Below are 17647 nucleotides of genomic sequence, written 5' to 3'. Positions count from 1 at the left end.
TCCAGTAAATAAAAACAGAAATGAGGTTTTGAACCGCAGAGTTACGCAGATTAACGCAGAGTTTTTATTAGGATGCCGCAGGAAAACTTAAAACTCCGCGTAACTCGCGTAACTCTGCGGTTCAAAATTCTCAAAAAACAACCAAATAAATGAAAAAGCTAACATTAGTAACCTTGCTATTCTGGGCACTCTCCATTTCGTATGCCCACAGTCAGGTATCCTTCGGTACACCCGAGAAGATTAACAAGGACTGGTTCTTCACCCTGAAAAACAAAGAAGATAAACCCGTAACTCAGTTTGATAAAAAGGTGTGGCAGCAAACCAATCTGCCTCACGATTGGACAATCAAACAACAATTAAGTCCCACATTGGCCAGTGCTACAGGCTATCTGCCCGGAGGAATAGGCTGGTATGGCAAAGTACTCAACATTCCACAGGATAAACAAGGAGAAAAAGTGTACCTGTATTTCGAAGGTGTTTACAACCGTAGCGAAGTATTCATTAACGGACAGTCGCTAGGTACACGTCCCAACGGTTATGTATCTTTTATGTACGATGCAACCCCTTACATAAAATACGGACAGGATAATATTGTTACCGTTCGTGTTGACCATAGCCGTGATGCAGACTCGCGCTGGTACACCGGATCGGGAATATACCGCAATGTATGGTTGGTATATGCCAATCCTGTACACATTGCCCAGTGGGGAGTATATGCCTATCCCGAAGTAAAAGGAAACCGCGGTACACTGAAGGTTGAGGTAGAAGTAGAAAATGGTTCTGCCACAGCAGCTAACCTTACTGTAATAACTGAACTCTTTGCACCGGATGGAAAACGAGTAGCCAATAACAGTCGTACACTTACCGTTGGCGCCAAACAGAACAATACAATACATACAAACTTATCAGTAAGCCGTCCGCAATTGTGGAGTCTCGAAATGCCCACACTCTATACACTGAAAACCCGTGTACTTGCAAACGGAAAAGAGATAGATAACACTACTACTACAACAGGTTTCCGTACTTATACTTTCGATTCCAATAAAGGATTTGCCCTGAATGGACAACGAATGAAGGTAAAAGGTGTATGCATTCACCACGATGCAGGAGTATTAGGATCAGCCGTTCCCCGTGAAGTATGGAAACAAAGATTACTTACGTTGAAAGAAGTAGGTTGCAATGCTGTACGTACCAGCCACAACCCACAAGCACCCGATCTGTATGAATTATGCGACGAACTAGGTTTATTGGTATTGAATGAAGCCTATGACGAATGGGAGTTTCCCAAACGCAAATGGCTGGAAGGATGGAACGTAGGTACTCCCGGCTTTCAGGGTTCGTACGATTTCTTTGAAGAATGGGGCGAGAAAGACCTTGCCGACATTGTACGCCGTGACCGTAACCACATTTCTGTATTTGCATGGAGTATAGGTAACGAAGTAGACTATCCCAACGACCCATACTCGCATCCTGTACTGGGTGGCGAGAAGGCAGGATTTACACAAGCATCCTATGGAGGCTACAATCCGGATGCTCCCGATGCCATGCGCTTAGGTGCCATAGCCAAACGGTTGGTTGCAGTTGTGAAGAAGTACGATCCGAGTCGTCCTACCACTGCCGGATTGGCTGGTGTAGCCATGTCTAACGAAACCGAATATCCCGGTGCACTAGACATTGCCGGATACAACTATACCGAAAGCAAATATCACACCGACCATGAAAAATATCCTAACCGTGTAATTTACGGTAGCGAAAACCGTCACGACATGGAAGCATGGAAGGCTGTACGTGATAATGAACACATCTTCGGACAGTTCCTTTGGACAGGTATTGACTACCTTGGCGAATCAGGTTCATGGCCGTCGAGAGGCTTTTACTCTGGTTTATTGGATTTCGGTGGGTTTATTAAACCCCGTGGATACTACCGTCAGGCACTTTGGAGCGAAAAACCAATGGTTTATGTGGGTACCTATCCAATGCGCGAAGGAAGAAACTGGTTATCGCAGGATGCATGGGCCATCTGGAATTACGAAGAAGGACAAAACATCCGTGTAGTATGTTACACCAACGCAGCCAAAGCCCGTTTAGAACTTAATGGAAAAGTGGTAGGCGAAACAAAAAACTACGATGATAATACCGGAATTATCCATTGGGATATCCCTTACACAGCCGGGAAACTGGAAGCTGTAGGAATGGACTCTGCCGGAAAAGAAGTAAGTCGTTACGCTATCCAAACATCTGCCCGTCCGGCTGCCATAACAGTTGTAGAGCAAGTAAATAGTTTGTCAAAAGATGGATTCGGCCGCATTGTGTTACAGGTTGTTGATGAGAACGGTATTCCTGTAATGTTATCGGATGATGAAATAACCTGCCATATAAACGGTCCGCTTCGTTTAGTAGGAATGGAAGCCGGCAACAATCAGGATATGACCGATTATACAGATAATTGTCATCGTGTATTCCATGGCCGTATAGTTGTGTATGTTCAGGCAACAGATGAAGGCGGTCAGGCAGAAGTGAAGTTTACTGCACCGTGGTTGAAGGAGGCGAAGGTTTTAATAATGCTCTGAATTTAACTTTTTAACCGCAGAGTACTCAGAGTTTCGCAGAGTTTAAGATTCAATAGAAATTAAAAACTCCGCGTTAATCCGCGAAACTCTGCGGTTAAAATATTAAACTCTCGTTTTTATTGTTCAGGCGAAGCTGAAGGAGGTACCTCATTATTTTCCTCCTTTTTGGATCTGGAACCCCAGATAAGGAATAATATAAGAACAATCACGATAAGTTTACCCCCCATTTTGTTCCAAAAGGAAATCTCAGGAGCTTTATCTGTATCAATATTATAAGTTTCTTTTATATAAGCTAATTCATCCGTATCTAATTCATACGCGTTTTTTTCATCATCCGTAACAAGAACATATTCTGTTTCTCCATAATTCCATAGAGGTACCCAGAAAATAGAAAATTGTTTAAAAGATACTCCGAAGTTTACATGACCGTTATTAATGATAACACTATCTGGAAGCTGTTCTTTAGTTTCGAATTTTAATCCGTTGCTATACAAAATAGGAATAGCAGAAGCTGTGGCTGAAATGCAAATGAAACAAATTACCAGAAATAATACTTTCTTCATAATGATAATTTAAAATGTTAAATAATTAGGGTTGTTCTTTGTGTTTTAAGGGCCCAAAGGTAACTACTAGATTTAAATGGTGCAAATATTATTTAAATAATAAAGAATTTCCTGCATTGTGTGCTATATAACATATAAGATAAGTGTGTGTTTTACACCATATCGTGTTAATTTTACACCCAAAACAGATTAAGTGCTTAATATACAATGATAAACCAAATTTATATAATCATGAAAAAACTCATCCTACTTTTATTTCTTGTAACAATCATCCCCTCGGCACTAATTGCAGGTGTATATAACACGCACAATGAGCCCGATTCTGCTTACATTTTTACTTATGCAACCAATAAAGCAAACAATCACAACGGTTTGCACATAGCCTGGAGCATTGACGGTAAAAACTGGCACGCCATTGGACCCGAATATAGCTTCTTGAAAAGTGATTTCGGTAGGTGGGGAAGTCAGAAACGTATGTTCTCTCCTGTGGTAATTCAGGATAAAGATGGTTTATGGCATTGTTTGTTTACTGTAAATGAAGAGGTAGGAGTTATTGCTCACACATCATCAAAAGATATGTTAACTTGGCGGCCACAATCTTACAACTATCCAACCGATGGAAACCGTACGGAGATAGAAATGAGCTACAAAAGAAAAATTAGCGAGCGTAATTTAGTTACTATCTCCGGTGAAGAACAAGAAGGCATCATAACCCGTGTTAGCTGGAAAGTTATTGATACACTCATTAAAGGTGTTCAACTGGCCGAATATAAAAACCGCTTGTTTGGTGAGAATAGTTCACAAGATATTACTCGCTTTGCCAACCTCAAACCAGTTGAGGCTACATTAACCATTCATCCGGAACAAAGCAAATTTATCAGCGATATGCTTATCGGTATTTTCTTTGAAGATATAAATTATGCAGCCGATGGTGGTATTTATGCCGAACTGATTCAAAACCGCGACTTCGAATATAGTCCGGCCGATAAAGAAGGACATGATAAAACATGGAACAGCAAGAAAGCATGGACACTGAAAGGCAGCACTACACCATTAGCAATTGATACAGTAGCACCCATTCATCCCAACAATAAACATTATGCTGTGCTTAATGGTCCATCGGTACAGTTGGTGAACGAAGGTTGGGAAGGTATTCCCCTTAAAAAAGGTGAGAAATATATATTCTCCATGTTTTCGCGTGTAGATGGTAAGGGAGGAAAATTCCTTGTTACATTAAAAGATAAAGATGGTAAGGTGTATGGTGAAGGTGCTCTCAATATATCCGGTAATGACTGGAAGAAGAGGGAAATTGTTATCACTGCCAAGGAAACAACAGATCATGCAAGTTTAGAGTTAGCCCCTGTATTTGCAGGAACGGTTTACCTGGATATGATTTCGCTTTTCCCACAAAACACCTTCAAAGGTCGTAAGAATGGTTTGCGTGCCGATCTTGCTCAAACACTTGCTGATATGAATCCCCGTTTTGTTCGTTTCCCGGGTGGATGTGTAGCACATGGCGACGGATTGGGTAATATGTACCGTTGGAAAAATACCATCGGCCCATTAGAGTCGCGTGTGCCACAACGTAACCTTTGGGGATACCATCAAACTGCCGGACTGGGATATTACGAGTACTTCCAGTTTTGCGAAGATATTGGTGCCGAGCCACTTCCGGTTCTTCCGGCAGGAGTTCCTTGTCAGAACTCAGGAACAGGCGGACACGGTCAGCAATGCGGAATACCAATGGAACACATGGACGAATATATTCAGGAAGTGCTCGACCTGATTGAATGGGCAAACGGAGATGCAAAGAAAACCGTATGGGGAAAGAAACGTGCAGAAGCAGGACATCCCAAACCTTTTAACCTGAAATACCTGGGTATTGGTAATGAAGACCTTATTTCGGATGTATTCGAAGAACGCTATGCCATGATTTGCAATGCTGTGCGCCAAAAGTATCCGGATATTATTGTAATAGGTACAGTAGGCCCATTTTGGGAAGGCAGTGATTATGAAGAAGGCTGGCGCATTGCTACCGATCTGAAACTACCAATGGTAGACGAACATTATTATAACTCACCAGGTTGGTATATCCACAACCAGGATTTTTACGATCGTTACGACCGTAATAAATCGAAAGTATATCTGGGTGAGTATGCAGCACATCTTCCGGGTCGTCCTAATAATATCGAAACAGCACTTGCCGAAGCTTTGCATCTGGCAAATGTTGAACGTAACGGTGATGTGGTAAGTCTTACATCGTACGCACCATTGTTGGCTAAAGAAGGTCATACCCAATGGAATCCTGATTTAATTTATTTCAATAATACCGAAGTTAAACCTACTGTAGGCTATTATGTACAGCAATTATATGGACAGAATGCAGGTAATGAATATCTGTCAAGTTCATTGGAACTGTCCGAAAGGAGAGGGGATGTGCAGAAGCGTGTGGTGTCGTCCGTAGTTTATGATTCACAGACGGGTAATTATATCATCAAACTGGTTAATATGCTGCCTGTTCCGGTGAATACAACTATTGATTTGTCTCCACTTCATTTATTAACGGATAATGCTGTGTTGACAGTGCTTTCCGGTCGTCCGGATGATAAAACAGCTAAACCGGTAACATCGGATATAACAGTAGGAGAGGAGTTAAAACAGGAACTTCCGGCTTATTCGTTTACAGTGATAAGATTAAAAGAGTTAAAACAGGAGCTTCCTTATTCGTTTACAAAGATAAGGTTAAAGAAATAGCTATATGAACTTCCTCCTCCAAAGGGCTATATGCTTGATGCGTACGGCCGTTACCAACCTGCAACCAACCTGCAACAAACCGCAACTAAAAAATAAAATAATATGAAATCATTTAAAGTACTATCTTTCCTATTAGGAATAATCTTTGTTACAAGTTCCTGCAATCCCCCTAAAAAAGCAGACAATAACTATGTTGCTTACCTTTTTGCCTACTTCACCGGTAACCGTGTAGAGCAGGAAGCCATTCATTTTGCAACCAGTACTGATGGATACAATTATCTGGCTCTCAACGAAAACCGTCCGGTAATTGATTCAAAAGACATCAGTTCAACTGGTGGTGTACGCGATCCGCATATACTTCGCAGTGAAGATGGCAAAACCTTTTATATGGTTGCTACCGATATGACTTCCAGTAAGGGATGGGACTCTAACCGTGCCATGGTTCTGCTTAAATCAACCGATTTGGTAAACTGGCAATCGTCCGTAGTGAATATTCAGCAAAAGTATGCCAATCAAGAAGAGTTGAAACGTGTTTGGGCACCTCAAACCATTTACGATGCCGAAGCTGGAAAATACATGGTTTACTTCTCGATGAAACATGGTGATGGAGCAGATATTATCTACTATGCCTATGCCAACAAAGACTTTACCGATCTGGAAGGCGAACCGAAACAACTTTTCTTCCCAGCCAACGGCAAATCATGTATTGATGGCGATATTGTGTTGAAAGATGGTACATATTATATGTTCTACAAAACCGAAGGACATGGTAATGGAATTAAACTGGCAACCACAAAATCGCTTACTTCGGGCAAATGGGAAGAACACGAGGGATATAAACAACAAACTGCTGACGCTGTAGAAGGCTCAAGCGTATTTAAACTGATCGATTCGGATAAATATATCCTGATGTACGATGTTTATATGCGTGGTTCTTATCAGTTTACCGAAAGTACCGACTTACAGAACTTCAAAATCATAGACAATGAGATATCTATGAACTTCCATCCTCGTCACGGATCTATAATCCCTGTTACACAGGAAGAACTAGACCGTTTGACGGAAAAATGGGGAACAATTTCGGAATTTCACCAGTAATACATAACTTTGTCGTTATATGAAATAACATTTAAAACAATATATCATGATGCGGCGTAACTTTCAATTTTCAATTCTCAGTTTTCAATTTATCTGTTTGTGTTTCTTGTTTGGCTGCACGCAGAAGGAAAAAACGATGGAGAAAGAATTAACAATGGTAGTAGGTACATATACCGATGGGGATAGTGAAGGGATTTATACCTTCCGTTTCAATCAGGAAACAGGAGAAACGGTGGCTTTAAGTAAAGCCGAGGTTTCTAATCCTTCTTACCTTACCATTTCGGACGATAATAAATATGTGTATGCCGTTAGTGAACATGGCGACGGACGGGAAGCTGTAAATGCATTTAAATTTGATAAATCTGCCGGAACATTGCACTTTATCAACAAGCAACCGGCTATGGGTGCCGATCCTTGTTACATCAGCACCAATGGAAAAAACATTGTAACAGCCAATTACAGTGGCGGTAGCATTTCTGTTTTCCCAATAGGTAAGGATGGCGAAGTACTAGCGGCTTCAGATGTGATTAACTTTTCCGGTTCGGGTCCTGATACATTGCGCCAAAAAAGTTCGCATTTGCATTGTGTAGAGTTCAGTCCCGATGGAAAATATTTGTTTGCCAATGATTTAGGAGCAGATAATATTTATAAAATGGATGTAAACGCCAAAGCAGATGCTGAAAACAAACAGCGTTTCCTTTCGCTTGGTACTCCTCATGCATTTAAGGTAAGCGGCAGATCGGGCCCCCGGCATATTACATTTACTCCCAATGGGCAGTATGCCTATTTAATTAATGAGATTGGCGGAACGGTTACTGGTTTTCAGTACAGTGATGGTATGCTGAAAGAGATAGAAACTGTAGTTGCCGATGATGTACATGCAGAGGGAAGTGGAGATATTCATGTAAGCCCCGATGGAAGATTTGTGTATGCAACAAACCGATTGCAGGCCGATGGATTAGCTATATTCCAAATCAATCAAACAGATGGTAAACTAACCAGAGTTGGTTATCAACTTACTGGTATTCATCCACGCAATTTTATCATCACACCTAATGGTAAATATCTGCTGGTTGCTTGCAGAGATAATAATGCCATACAAGTGTTTGAAAGAAATCAGGAAACTGGGTTGGTTACAAATACTCAGAAAGATATAAAGGTTGATAAACCGGTTTGCATTAAGTTTGCGAATTAGTTACGAGTTACGAGTTACAAGTTACGAGTGACCATGCGGATTAGCTCGTAACTTGTAACTCGTAACTATCTCTGCTTTTCCGTTAAATACTTCCAATACCTCACAGGTATATGTTGTTTATGCAGTCTGGGGTTAAGTCTTTCCTTAATTGCAATAGATTTAAAATAAGTCTTCCACAATTCCTGAAACAGTTTTTCGTCTTCGTCCATTAAACTTTCATCGAGCATACCGCTAATCAGGTGGGCGTCTTTTGTTTCGAAGGTTACTTCCTCTACTGTTTTTAAATCGTAGTAATATCCATATTGCCGTTTAGTGTCATAGATTAGCCATTTCTGATCGGCAAACCTGTCTTTGAAATGCTCTATGGTTGTTGACAATACATTAAACTCGGGTTCGAATGGTGCAAAAAATGTTCCATCGGCTGCTTTCTGAAAACGGGCAAACTGAATAATGCGGTGATGTTCGTAATTTACCCTTTTCCATATTTTTGATAATGCCAGCACATCCGGATCACCAAAGTTCAATTCGATGGTTTTAGGAGTATCAATGGCTTTTCTTATGTAGCGGAATAACAGGATGTCGACTTCGGGCAGTTCAGACAACCAGCACATTGTTATCAGCGAAAGAGCACTTTTCGATAACTTCTTTTCCAATGCTTTCCATACCCTGACTGCTTTTTCTTCATCAGCTGTAACATGAAAGCTTTCATCATAGAATAAAGGAAAGGGTTCACCTTCTGCCAGAAGTACATCGGGGAAGGTTTTACGGAAATAGGCATCGAACACTGCTGTAAGAAGCCCATCAAGGGTTTTATCGTACACAAAGACTATCATTCGTCGGTAAATAAGAGTTGCAATTGGCGTTCGTCGACTTTCTTCCCGGTTTTGGGTATCAATAGTTTGCGTACTCCTTCAGGACTTAATTCATTGACAGTCTTCATTGGTAACTCGTGACAGGTGATAAAGTACTGGGCTTTCTTCATTACAATACCGATTTTCTTTAACTGATACATGCCGAGCTTTGAATAGCGGCGCGAAGTAACAATCATTTTGGCCGATTTTACCCCAATGCCCGGTACCCGTAGCAACATTTCATAATCTGCCCTGTTTACATCAACCGGAAACTGTTCAGGGTGCCGTAATGCCCACGCTAATTTAGGATCGACTTCCAAATCAAGATGTGGATACGAATCATCAACAATCTCATCTACTTTAAACTGATAAAAACGCAATAACCAATCGGCCTGATAAAGTCGGTTCTCACGCACCAGGGGAGGCTGCTTTAAGGCAGGTAAACGGTTGTCGTATGTGTTTACCGATACATAGCCAGAGTAATATACCCGTTTCATGGTGGGTCGTCGGTATAATGCCGACGAAAGGAAAAGAATATCTTTGTCGGTCTCGGCTGTGGCTCCTACAATCATCTGGGTACTTTGTCCGGCTGGTGCAAAACGAGGAGCATAACGGTATTTCTTTCTGTCTTCTTTGTTTTCCAATACTCCTTGCTGAATGTATTGCATGGGTTGAAAAACACTTTTAAAGTCTTTCTCGGGTGCCAGTAGTTTCAAGCTTTCTTCTTTGGGAATTTCTATGTTTACACTTAAGCGGTCGGCATACAATCCGGCTTCGTTAACGAGTTCCCTGCTGGCACCGGGAATACTTTTCATGTGTATATATCCATTGAAACGGTGAACTTCCCGGAGGTCTTTTATTACCCTGACCAGGCGTTCCATTGTATAATCGGGATTGCGAACAACGCCCGAACTGAGGAACAGCCCTTCGATATAATTACGACGATAAAATTCGATGGTGAGATTAACGAGTTCCGTAACCGAGAGTGTGGCTCGGGGAATATCATTGCTTTTACGGTTAATGCAATACGCACAATCGTATATGCAATAATTGGTTAACATAATCTTTAATAAGGATATGCACCTGCCGTCTTCAGCAAAACTATGACATATTCCAATGCCACCTACAGTATTACCCAATCCACCTGCTTTATTAGAGCGAACCGTGCCACTGGAGGCACAGGAAACGTCGTATTTGGCTGATTCGGCCAATACCTTTAGTTTGTTGAGTACGTTCTCGTTCATGAGTTCAAAACTACACATTATCTCTCAGTTGAACAAGAAAAATCAGATGAGTTATGCACAATATTAAAAAGTAGCCGAAACCTGTAAAATAGTATCTATTTGAAAAATTGAACTTTCTTTTCCATACCGTACTTTTGTACAAGTATTCATGTTACAATATTTATAGTGATGGCACAACACAAACATTCTATATATTGCGATTAGCCGATTTACGATTTACGATTGGAGTTAATTTGTAAACCTATACAAAGAAACTTCAATTATGAATCGTTTAATCGGCTAATCGCAAATCATTTTGTACCGAAGTTTATGGTAATAAATAGTTGTATATGTATTGAATTGAATTAGTAAAAGTGAATGACACCTCGCAGCGATTGCAAGGTGCCATTTTTTTTATTGTTGCTTCTTGTTCCTTATTTGTCCCGGAGTTTTGTTAAATACATTTTGGCAGAAAGTAGTGAATGAAGATACTGATGAAAAATCATATTTATCTGCCAACTCTTTTATGCTCATTTCAGAGCAATTCAGGTCATGAAATATAAGGGAGGCTTTTTGGTTACGTAGCCAATCGGATGCCGATGTTCCAAATACCTTCTGGAATTGTTTTTTGAATCCGGATTCGCTGTACAAGGACACTTCGGCAAGACCCTTTACGTTTTTTACATTCCGATAGTTTTTATACATCAAATTCATGAATGTTGAATTATGACTCAATAACGGTGTAAAAAAGGCTTTGAGTTCTTCTTTAGAATAATATGCACGTAGAAGAAAAAACAGCTCTTTCATCTTTGTTTCAAAGTAGTAGGAGCATTTTAATCCTTCCTCGGAACATTCAATTAAAAAGTCGATGAACTTTTCCAGTTTGTCATTGATGTTAAGCATGTGAAAGTCGTTCTTTGCAATGCTCTTTTCCGTATTCGAGAATATGTGTTCCAGCGAAACACACTCGCATAGTTGTACTATACCACGTATGCGGCAAATAATGATATGGGTATCTTCCATAACTTCGGCATGTACATGACTTCCGGGAGGGAAAAACAGGATTTTACCACGAGTAACTTCCAGATCTATAACTTTTCCATAGTTCAGGATAAAGTTACCACTAATAACAAATACAATTTCTGTGGTAAAAAGGTCTCTTTCAATTAATCCACCTTTATCTACTTTTAGTATTTCTAAAGATGCATTTTTACCTTTTTCATAGTTGAAGCAATTAAAGTGCTCCTTTGGGTACAATAATGTCATTTCTTAACTAATTGAATGATCGAATGTGTATGTTTGTGTTGTAATCAATACAAATATAGTGCTATTTTGTATTTTTCTGATAAGTATACGATCAGTTTATACGAAAGATATATGAATATTAACAAATAGTATAGTTAAAAAGAGTTTTGAGTGGTGAGTAATGAGTGGTGAGTAGTGAGTTGTGAGTACGATGCCGCATGGTACTCATAACTCACTACTCACTACTCATAACTCACCACTCAAAACTTTTGTAGTTTTCCGGATTTATTTCAAAAGCGTCTATCAGTTCTTTGTTTGCATCTAAAACTTTATAGCGAAAAACAACATTGTAATCTCGTAATTTACTAAGCGATCCGGATTCTCTTATATAATCTATCAATGCAATTTCTTGAATTCTCTTGTTGCTATTTTTGTCCATAAATTGTATTGTATACTCAAGAATAGCAGGCCTTTCGGCTTTCATATCTATAACATAAATGTTATCAGCTAATAACAGAGGTAATGTTTTTTTAGTTACGCTCTCCATTTGTGTTAAGGTTAAATAAATGTCCTCCTCTTTGTCGGCTCGATAATAAAGGTAATCAATAGGGGCATATGTAAGTTCGAGTAACAATTTGTTTTCATTATTACGGAAACGATAGATAAAAGTAACAAAATCGTCTCTAAGACGTTTCATTACCGGATTTGATACTATGTTGTACAAATGAGCCTCTTTTATTAATTTCAAATTAGTTGAATCCTCAAGAAGGTCTGCCCGGGTAGTTATATGATTTAATATTAAAGTATTGTCTTTTGTTTCTGCACTAACAAATATTGTTTGCTCGTTTGTTTTAACTGGGCATTGTTTGTTTAGTTCTTGTGCAAACTCTTTTACAATTGCGTTCTTTTGGCATTGACTGAATAGAAATATACAGCTTATGCACATTAAAAGAAGAATAAATTGAGAATTGAGAGTTGAAAATTGAAAATTACGATGCATCATGTTACTTATTAACTATGTAAAACTTTGTGGAGTACCCTATCCAATATTTTGAATCGTCGTCGCGTTGTATTTCTTTAAGGAAGTGTATGGTTTCATCATCTACCCAATAAACACCAGTCATATAACCTTCCCCCATGTTGAAAAGGTTATAAGGGATGTACTTATCGCCTTCTTTTACTTCAATGTAATATTCTACACCATCAAAATGAAAAGTGCCAAACCGGTATTTCCCTGATGGAGAATAGACATAACTGGATGGATTAACAAAAATCTCTTCCAAAGTTGTTAAATTGTATGCCGATGGGTATCCGTGACCACCTGTTATCATTACATAGTCTAACTCAGGACAATATTCATAAGCCCATTGTTCCCTGAAGTAAACTGTTGTGCCGTCTTCTTGTTTAATATACTCCCCGAATTGATCAAAATTCTTTAGCCGCTCATCTGCCATGAGTAGTTGCTCAAATAGTTTGTCGGCTTCTTCATCGTAGTAAACTTTAAAAGGCTTCTTTATAACTTTGCTATAATCGTAAACTCCAACATCTAATGCTTTGGGCCGAATCCGATATTGCTTTTCCTGCGTGTATAGTGGTATTGTGTTGCACGCTATTATTAGCCAAACAATGATTCTTATCTTATAACTCTTCATAGGTTAGAAAGATGCTTTTTTTATCGTAAACCTATACTTCCCTACTGGTGTAACCTTTTTTGCCTTTAGCGAAATACGAACAACTTCATCGCCCCACACTTTTGTTAGTCGCGGATCTTCTACAGCAAGTTTCTCTGTTGAGGCTTCAAACAGGTTTTTATCGTATAACAAAGAAACTGCCTGATCATTACATTTAATGGAGATTTTTCCATCAGCCGGAATGCTTACTTCTCCCCATGTCATGAAATGTAATACATTCTCAACAGTAGGATTAGTGATAGAAAAATCATCCTCAATAAGTAAAGAATTGGATGTTAGCCGGTAACTGCGTTGCCATTTGTTGATTCCTGCTTCTTGGGGGTAGGCCTGAGTCATATCGAGCGAGAACGAATTTTTATTGGCCTTTACATTTGTACCTTTATAAGTTTTACCAAACTTTTGCTGGTGACCGTTTATGCGTGGCAGATTGTGATAATCGCTTTGCATAGTCCATATTGTATAACGCTCGCTGCTAAATGTTTTGCGTGTGTATGTTTCAACACCCAAATCAATAAATACCGGATAGTTATTTACATAGAAATTGAATGTTCCTACATCGTTATGATTATGGCTTTCATCATTATACCCTGATTTACCGGCAAAGAATAAATCACCGTTTGCCATGTAGCAGAACTCAGTTTCGGGATACCATGTAAATGGAACATGCGGATGCACAGGATTGTAACTATCTATTTGTTTTTCGCAATCCATATTGGCCAGCATACGGAACAAATCGCGGTTGATACTGATAGATGAAGGGTGCTGTTTCTTTAAATAAGCAGAGAAATCTTTTAATTCCTTACTATTTGTTTGCTCACCATAACGGGCTATAAGATGATAGTCTAATCTTTCTTTGGCCGAAGCATCGGCAAAGTTAACCACCCATCCGTTGCCAACATAGCTGCGCGATATGTATTCGCCCATGTTTTTAACAACTGGTGCATCAAACAAAGAAAGCTTTCCACCCGTTGCATTATACAATAAATCCAGGAAGTCGAATAACTTGCCGCCGGCATGTCCCCAGTACGAAGGACCCTCTTCGCAAGCACCATCATCTTTGGTGTAGTTCAGGAATTTATCGGTCGATACCATGGTGCGGTACACAGCTTTGGCCAGTTTATCTTTGTCGTTCTCTAACAAGAGGAAACATTGCAGTACATTAGAGTTACACCACGGATTCCAGTTGTTTACAAATCCCTTTTCGGCAGTAACATCGAATGCCATCCACCAAAAACGGCTTTCGTTCATATAAGGTATCATGATGCGTTCTTCCAGTTCCTGATACAAGCGTTGAGAGAACAGAGGTGTTATCTTGTCGAATTCCTCGTGCAGGAAGTAATAAATCCAGGAAAATGTAGCTGCCACATCGGTCGATACCAGTTCAAGTACTTTTTCTTCTTTCTTAGGGAAAGTGCCACCGCCTCTTTGCAACACCTGATGCGCCGATATACTCCACGAGGTCATTTCGCACGTGTGGAATATTCCGTTCATTAACTGGTCCAGAAAGCGACCTTTGCCCTCTGCCATTTCTGCAAGAAATAGCGAAACAATGGCATTGATGTTGGCATTGTAATTGCCCGACATGGGTTCGCGACTGCCGCTTCGGGTAAATTCCAGATAGTCGGTTACTCTGATAACTTTCCACATGTAGTCCAGATTCTTTTCTCCCTGTTCAATATAATAAGCTTTGTTCTCTCCAATAAGGTTCTCCCAGCCTTCACGGTCGGTATATCCGGGGTATTTTACCCATTGTTGGTTAAGTACAAGTACTTCTTTTAGCTGCTCTTCGGTAGTAAGATTCAGTAACAGGTTCTTTTCACGATAAGCTTCTGCCGATTGTATGGCCAGCAGAAAGCATAGAATTAAGGTTATTCGTAATGATTGCATGGTTATAAAATTTTATAGCGTTACCAGTATCCCGCCATGGAAAGCACTGTTTCCAAAACCGGATTTTACTTTATTAAACATGGAATAAGGAGTATAATGGTATTCAATAAACAAGCCAACATATTTGTGTTTAATATTGATACCACCAAATAAATCTATAGTTCTAACAGCATAATTATTATCTACTTCATCTCCATATTCGTCAATACTTGTGTTTTTATAAAGGTTTGTGCTCAGGCTTTCGTACCCTAACCCTACATAATATTGCAAACGAAGATTAGAACGGAAACGTTTTTCCCAACGGGCACGTATGTTAAAGTTTAGTAACACATCGGCCTCGGTTGTACCATAATCGCTAGTATGGTTTTTACCCGAATAATAATATTTAAACTCGTTTGCTCCGGAAGGAAAACCAACCTGCATACCAGCATCGAGCATGGTAGATTGTATGGAGAGTATTTTAAAATAAAGTGCCAATATGGTTGCCGATGAATATATATTACTCAGCTTGCCTACAGGAATTCTGGTTCCAACCTGAACATCCATAAAGTTCCATGGCTCATATTCAGCTTCGCTATAAATATAAACAGGTTCCGGCTCGGGTTCGGGTTCCGGCTCGGGTAATCTGAATGCATTATCCGGTAGGTTGGGTATGCTCATAACCTGCTCCAATATAGAATTAAGATAGTAATCGTCTTTATTGTGTCCGTAGTTACTCATTATACAGCTAACATACTTTCCGCGTACTTTTTGTACTACATAATAAGCAATAAGTGGGTAATGCGAAGCACCATCATTATAAACTATACGGTTAGCTTTGGTGGCCATAACCTCGAAGGTTACATTTATGTTTTCCTCCATCAGTACCCTCATTTCACTTTTATCCAGTATTATCCGGTTTTGAATATCCAATTCGGCATCTTTCAAAGTATTGAATTCCGACCATCGTATCTGTACACCATCACCGCTTACGGCGTGTGGGTTTATCATTTCCCAATCTTCTTTTGGTGTAATCTTTCTTCCAATAAATGAAAACGATTTTTCTGTTTTACTATCAATAATATAAGGTAAAAGTTTGTTTTTCAGATATTCTTCTACAACTGCTCTTTCGAGTTCTGCATTGCGGTTGTTTATTGTAACAAAAAGCAGAGAAACGATTTCTTTGGTATTTAATTGAAGCAGGTAGCAGGTTTGTATTGTTCGCAGATAGGGAGACGTACTTATAATGACTTCGGATTCGAGTACTCTGCTTTCAATACCGAATGTACTTTCCGAGTAATCGGCTTTTATTTCGCCAAACCCCAGATTGTATGCAATATCGCTCAGGATATCCGGATTACTGATTTCACCTTCAAAATTGTCGATGTAAATATCGTATCCACTAACTTCAAGTATAATATTACCATCGGGCGATTTAAGCCCCTGCATAAAAGAAAGGTTATTGTTTTGCGAGGAAATGCTAATGGCATTTATCAGTAATAAAATACTAATGATAGTATATTTCATGTTTAGGAATATTTTTGGATACCAAACATAGGTGAAATTGAGCAAATAACAAAGTAACTGGGGTAAAAACTTGATTTTAAAATTGACTCATACTTGAACCTTATCATAACTATTTCGATTTTAAAATTCAGTTTTTATATCCAAAATATTTGTATCACAAAGAAAAATAAATTATTTCTATAATCAATAGCTTAATTTCTACTCATATGCGGCTTGTCTCTTTTTTGTACATGTTGGCATAAAAATCGACTCTGATTATATTCAAAAATGGGAGGGAAGTTGACTCCTTTAGCTCCTAGTGAAGTAATGATTGATAAAGAAAAAATGCAACAAATGGGGAGATGCCAAAAGCAACGGTCGTTGAATTCCGTTGCAACAATAGAAAAGAAGAGAAAAGAATATAACATAACATAAGAAAAAGCAGAATAAAAAGAAACTGCTGCTGTTGATGAAAGGCGCGAAAGGATGAAGACGCGAAAGCTTTTGCACTTACCTTTCTCACCTTTGCGCCTTTCTCGCTTTCTCGCCTTCATGCCTTCGTGCTATATAGTTCGAGGGGTCAATGCTATATAGCTTCGACCCTTCGGCCTATATAGCATTGACCCTCAGAGCTATATAGCACTCAACGGCAAAGCTATATAGAACAAATTAATTCAGATATTTAAAAATCTGCGCAATTCTGCGTCATCTGTAGCTAAAACATAATAGCAACAGTTTAATTAACTTCTTTTAAATATTTAGTTTGGTGTTTCTTTCCATTTCTCGCCATTTCTTTCCATTTCTTGCCATTCACTATTTTCGATGCTATATCTTTGCAGTGTTTAAAAGATGAGGCAGGCAATTGAGTTCTTTGACATTTTTAGCATTTGAGTATCTGTTTGGTTCAGTTAGGGACTGAGTTGAACTAAAATTAAAACACAGAGTCACAGAAACACGGAGCTTTTCCTTGTGCTGAACACAGAGGCTTCTCCTCCTCCGCCCTACGGGCACCTCCTCCTTTCTTTGTGCCAACTGACATAAAGAAATTGAAAATAAAAAACGATCTTTGAAATTCTGTTATAAAA

General features: G+C 39.3%; 11 protein-coding genes and 1 pseudogene. 4 read left to right on the top strand and 8 right to left on the bottom strand.

Annotation, left to right across the window (positions count from 1 at the left end):
- The first annotated feature begins 149 nt into the window (after positions 1-149).
- Positions 150-2570 carry a sugar-binding domain-containing protein gene (locus tag D0T85_RS20140; RefSeq protein ID WP_163215313.1) on the top strand — a complete coding sequence of 807 codons (2421 nt, stop codon included), beginning with the start codon at positions 150-152 and terminating at the stop codon, positions 2568-2570.
- A gap of 116 nt (positions 2571-2686) precedes the next feature.
- Here D0T85_RS20140 and D0T85_RS20135 read toward each other — a convergent pair whose 3' ends face one another.
- Positions 2687-3133 carry a hypothetical protein gene (locus D0T85_RS20135; protein ID WP_163215312.1) on the bottom strand — a complete coding sequence of 149 codons (447 nt, stop codon included), beginning with the start codon at positions 3131-3133 and terminating at the stop codon, positions 2687-2689.
- Between the two features lie 231 nt (positions 3134-3364).
- On the opposite strand from D0T85_RS20135, the gene D0T85_RS20130 reads away from it, so the two are divergent.
- The 3 genes and pseudogenes from D0T85_RS20130 (at position 3365) to D0T85_RS20120 (ending at position 8180) form a co-directional block, all read left to right on the top strand.
- The gene (locus tag D0T85_RS20130; protein ID WP_163215311.1) at positions 3365-5887 is read left to right on the top strand and encodes an alpha-L-arabinofuranosidase C-terminal domain-containing protein; all 2523 of its coding nucleotides are present in this window, start codon (positions 3365-3367) and stop codon (positions 5885-5887) included.
- Positions 5888-5989: 102 nt separating this feature from the next.
- Positions 5990-6958, top strand: a pseudogene (locus D0T85_RS20125) (glycoside hydrolase family 43 protein); the annotation flags it as partial.
- Between the two features lie 73 nt (positions 6959-7031).
- Positions 7032-8180 carry a lactonase family protein gene (locus tag D0T85_RS20120; protein WP_163215309.1) on the top strand — a complete coding sequence of 383 codons (1149 nt, stop codon included), beginning with the start codon at positions 7032-7034 and terminating at the stop codon, positions 8178-8180.
- A 65-nt stretch (positions 8181-8245) separates the two neighbouring features.
- On the opposite strand, the gene D0T85_RS20115 is transcribed toward D0T85_RS20120, so the two are convergent.
- The 7 genes from D0T85_RS20115 to D0T85_RS20085 form a co-directional block, all read right to left on the bottom strand.
- The gene (locus tag D0T85_RS20115; protein ID WP_163215308.1) at positions 8246-9013 is read right to left on the bottom strand and encodes a TIGR03915 family putative DNA repair protein; all 768 of its coding nucleotides are present in this window, start codon (positions 9011-9013) and stop codon (positions 8246-8248) included.
- Positions 9010-10275 carry a putative DNA modification/repair radical SAM protein gene (locus D0T85_RS20110; protein WP_163215307.1) on the bottom strand — a complete coding sequence of 422 codons (1266 nt, stop codon included), beginning with the start codon at positions 10273-10275 and terminating at the stop codon, positions 9010-9012. The genes D0T85_RS20115 and D0T85_RS20110 overlap by 4 nt, the downstream gene beginning before the upstream one ends.
- A 393-nt stretch (positions 10276-10668) precedes the next feature.
- A complete protein-coding gene (locus D0T85_RS20105; protein ID WP_163215306.1) occupies positions 10669-11520 on the bottom strand; it encodes an AraC family transcriptional regulator in 852 nt (283 codons plus the stop codon).
- A gap of 232 nt (positions 11521-11752) precedes the next feature.
- Positions 11753-12196: a hypothetical protein gene (locus D0T85_RS20100; RefSeq protein WP_163215305.1), complete on the bottom strand. Its 444-nt coding sequence runs from the start codon at positions 12194-12196 to the stop codon at positions 11753-11755.
- Between the two features lie 307 nt (positions 12197-12503).
- A complete protein-coding gene (locus D0T85_RS20095) occupies positions 12504-13151 on the bottom strand; it encodes a hypothetical protein (protein WP_163215304.1) in 648 nt (215 codons plus the stop codon).
- Positions 13152-13154: 3 nt separating this feature from the next.
- Positions 13155-15077 (bottom strand): heparinase II/III family protein, encoded by a 1923-nt coding sequence (locus tag D0T85_RS20090; protein WP_163215303.1) that lies wholly within the window; start codon positions 15075-15077, stop codon positions 13155-13157.
- A gap of 12 nt (positions 15078-15089) precedes the next feature.
- Positions 15090-16583, bottom strand: a complete 1494-nt coding sequence (locus tag D0T85_RS20085; protein ID WP_163215302.1) for a hypothetical protein — start codon at positions 16581-16583, stop codon at positions 15090-15092.
- Positions 16584-17647: the final 1064 nt, after the last annotated feature.

The sequence above is a fragment of the Bacteroides sp. 519 genome, from assembly GCF_010500955.1.
In the GTDB taxonomy this organism is placed as follows: Bacteria; Bacteroidota; Bacteroidia; order Bacteroidales; family Bacteroidaceae; genus Bacteroides.
Note: the sequence above shows the minus strand (reverse complement) of the source record. Positions and strands in the feature narration are given on the sequence as shown.

What these genes read in the sequence shown, in the direction of transcription:
- D0T85_RS20140 (WP_163215313.1), top strand. Translation starts at nt 150, where the DNA reads ATGAAAAAGCTAACATTAGTAACCTTGCTATTCTGGGCACTCTCCATT.
- D0T85_RS20135 (WP_163215312.1), bottom strand. Translation starts at nt 3,133, where the DNA reads ATGAAGAAAGTATTATTTCTGGTAATTTGTTTCATTTGCATTTCAGCC.
- D0T85_RS20130 (WP_163215311.1), top strand. Translation starts at nt 3,365, where the DNA reads ATGAAAAAACTCATCCTACTTTTATTTCTTGTAACAATCATCCCCTCG.
- D0T85_RS20120 (WP_163215309.1), top strand. Translation starts at nt 7,032, where the DNA reads ATGATGCGGCGTAACTTTCAATTTTCAATTCTCAGTTTTCAATTTATC.
- D0T85_RS20115 (WP_163215308.1), bottom strand. Translation starts at nt 9,013, where the DNA reads ATGATAGTCTTTGTGTACGATAAAACCCTTGATGGGCTTCTTACAGCA.
- D0T85_RS20110 (WP_163215307.1), bottom strand. Translation starts at nt 10,275, where the DNA reads ATGAACGAGAACGTACTCAACAAACTAAAGGTATTGGCCGAATCAGCC.
- D0T85_RS20105 (WP_163215306.1), bottom strand. Translation starts at nt 11,520, where the DNA reads ATGACATTATTGTACCCAAAGGAGCACTTTAATTGCTTCAACTATGAA.
- D0T85_RS20100 (WP_163215305.1), bottom strand. Translation starts at nt 12,196, where the DNA reads ATGAAACGTCTTAGAGACGATTTTGTTACTTTTATCTATCGTTTCCGT.
- D0T85_RS20095 (WP_163215304.1), bottom strand. Translation starts at nt 13,151, where the DNA reads ATGAAGAGTTATAAGATAAGAATCATTGTTTGGCTAATAATAGCGTGC.
- D0T85_RS20090 (WP_163215303.1), bottom strand. Translation starts at nt 15,077, where the DNA reads ATGCAATCATTACGAATAACCTTAATTCTATGCTTTCTGCTGGCCATA.
- D0T85_RS20085 (WP_163215302.1), bottom strand. Translation starts at nt 16,583, where the DNA reads ATGAAATATACTATCATTAGTATTTTATTACTGATAAATGCCATTAGC.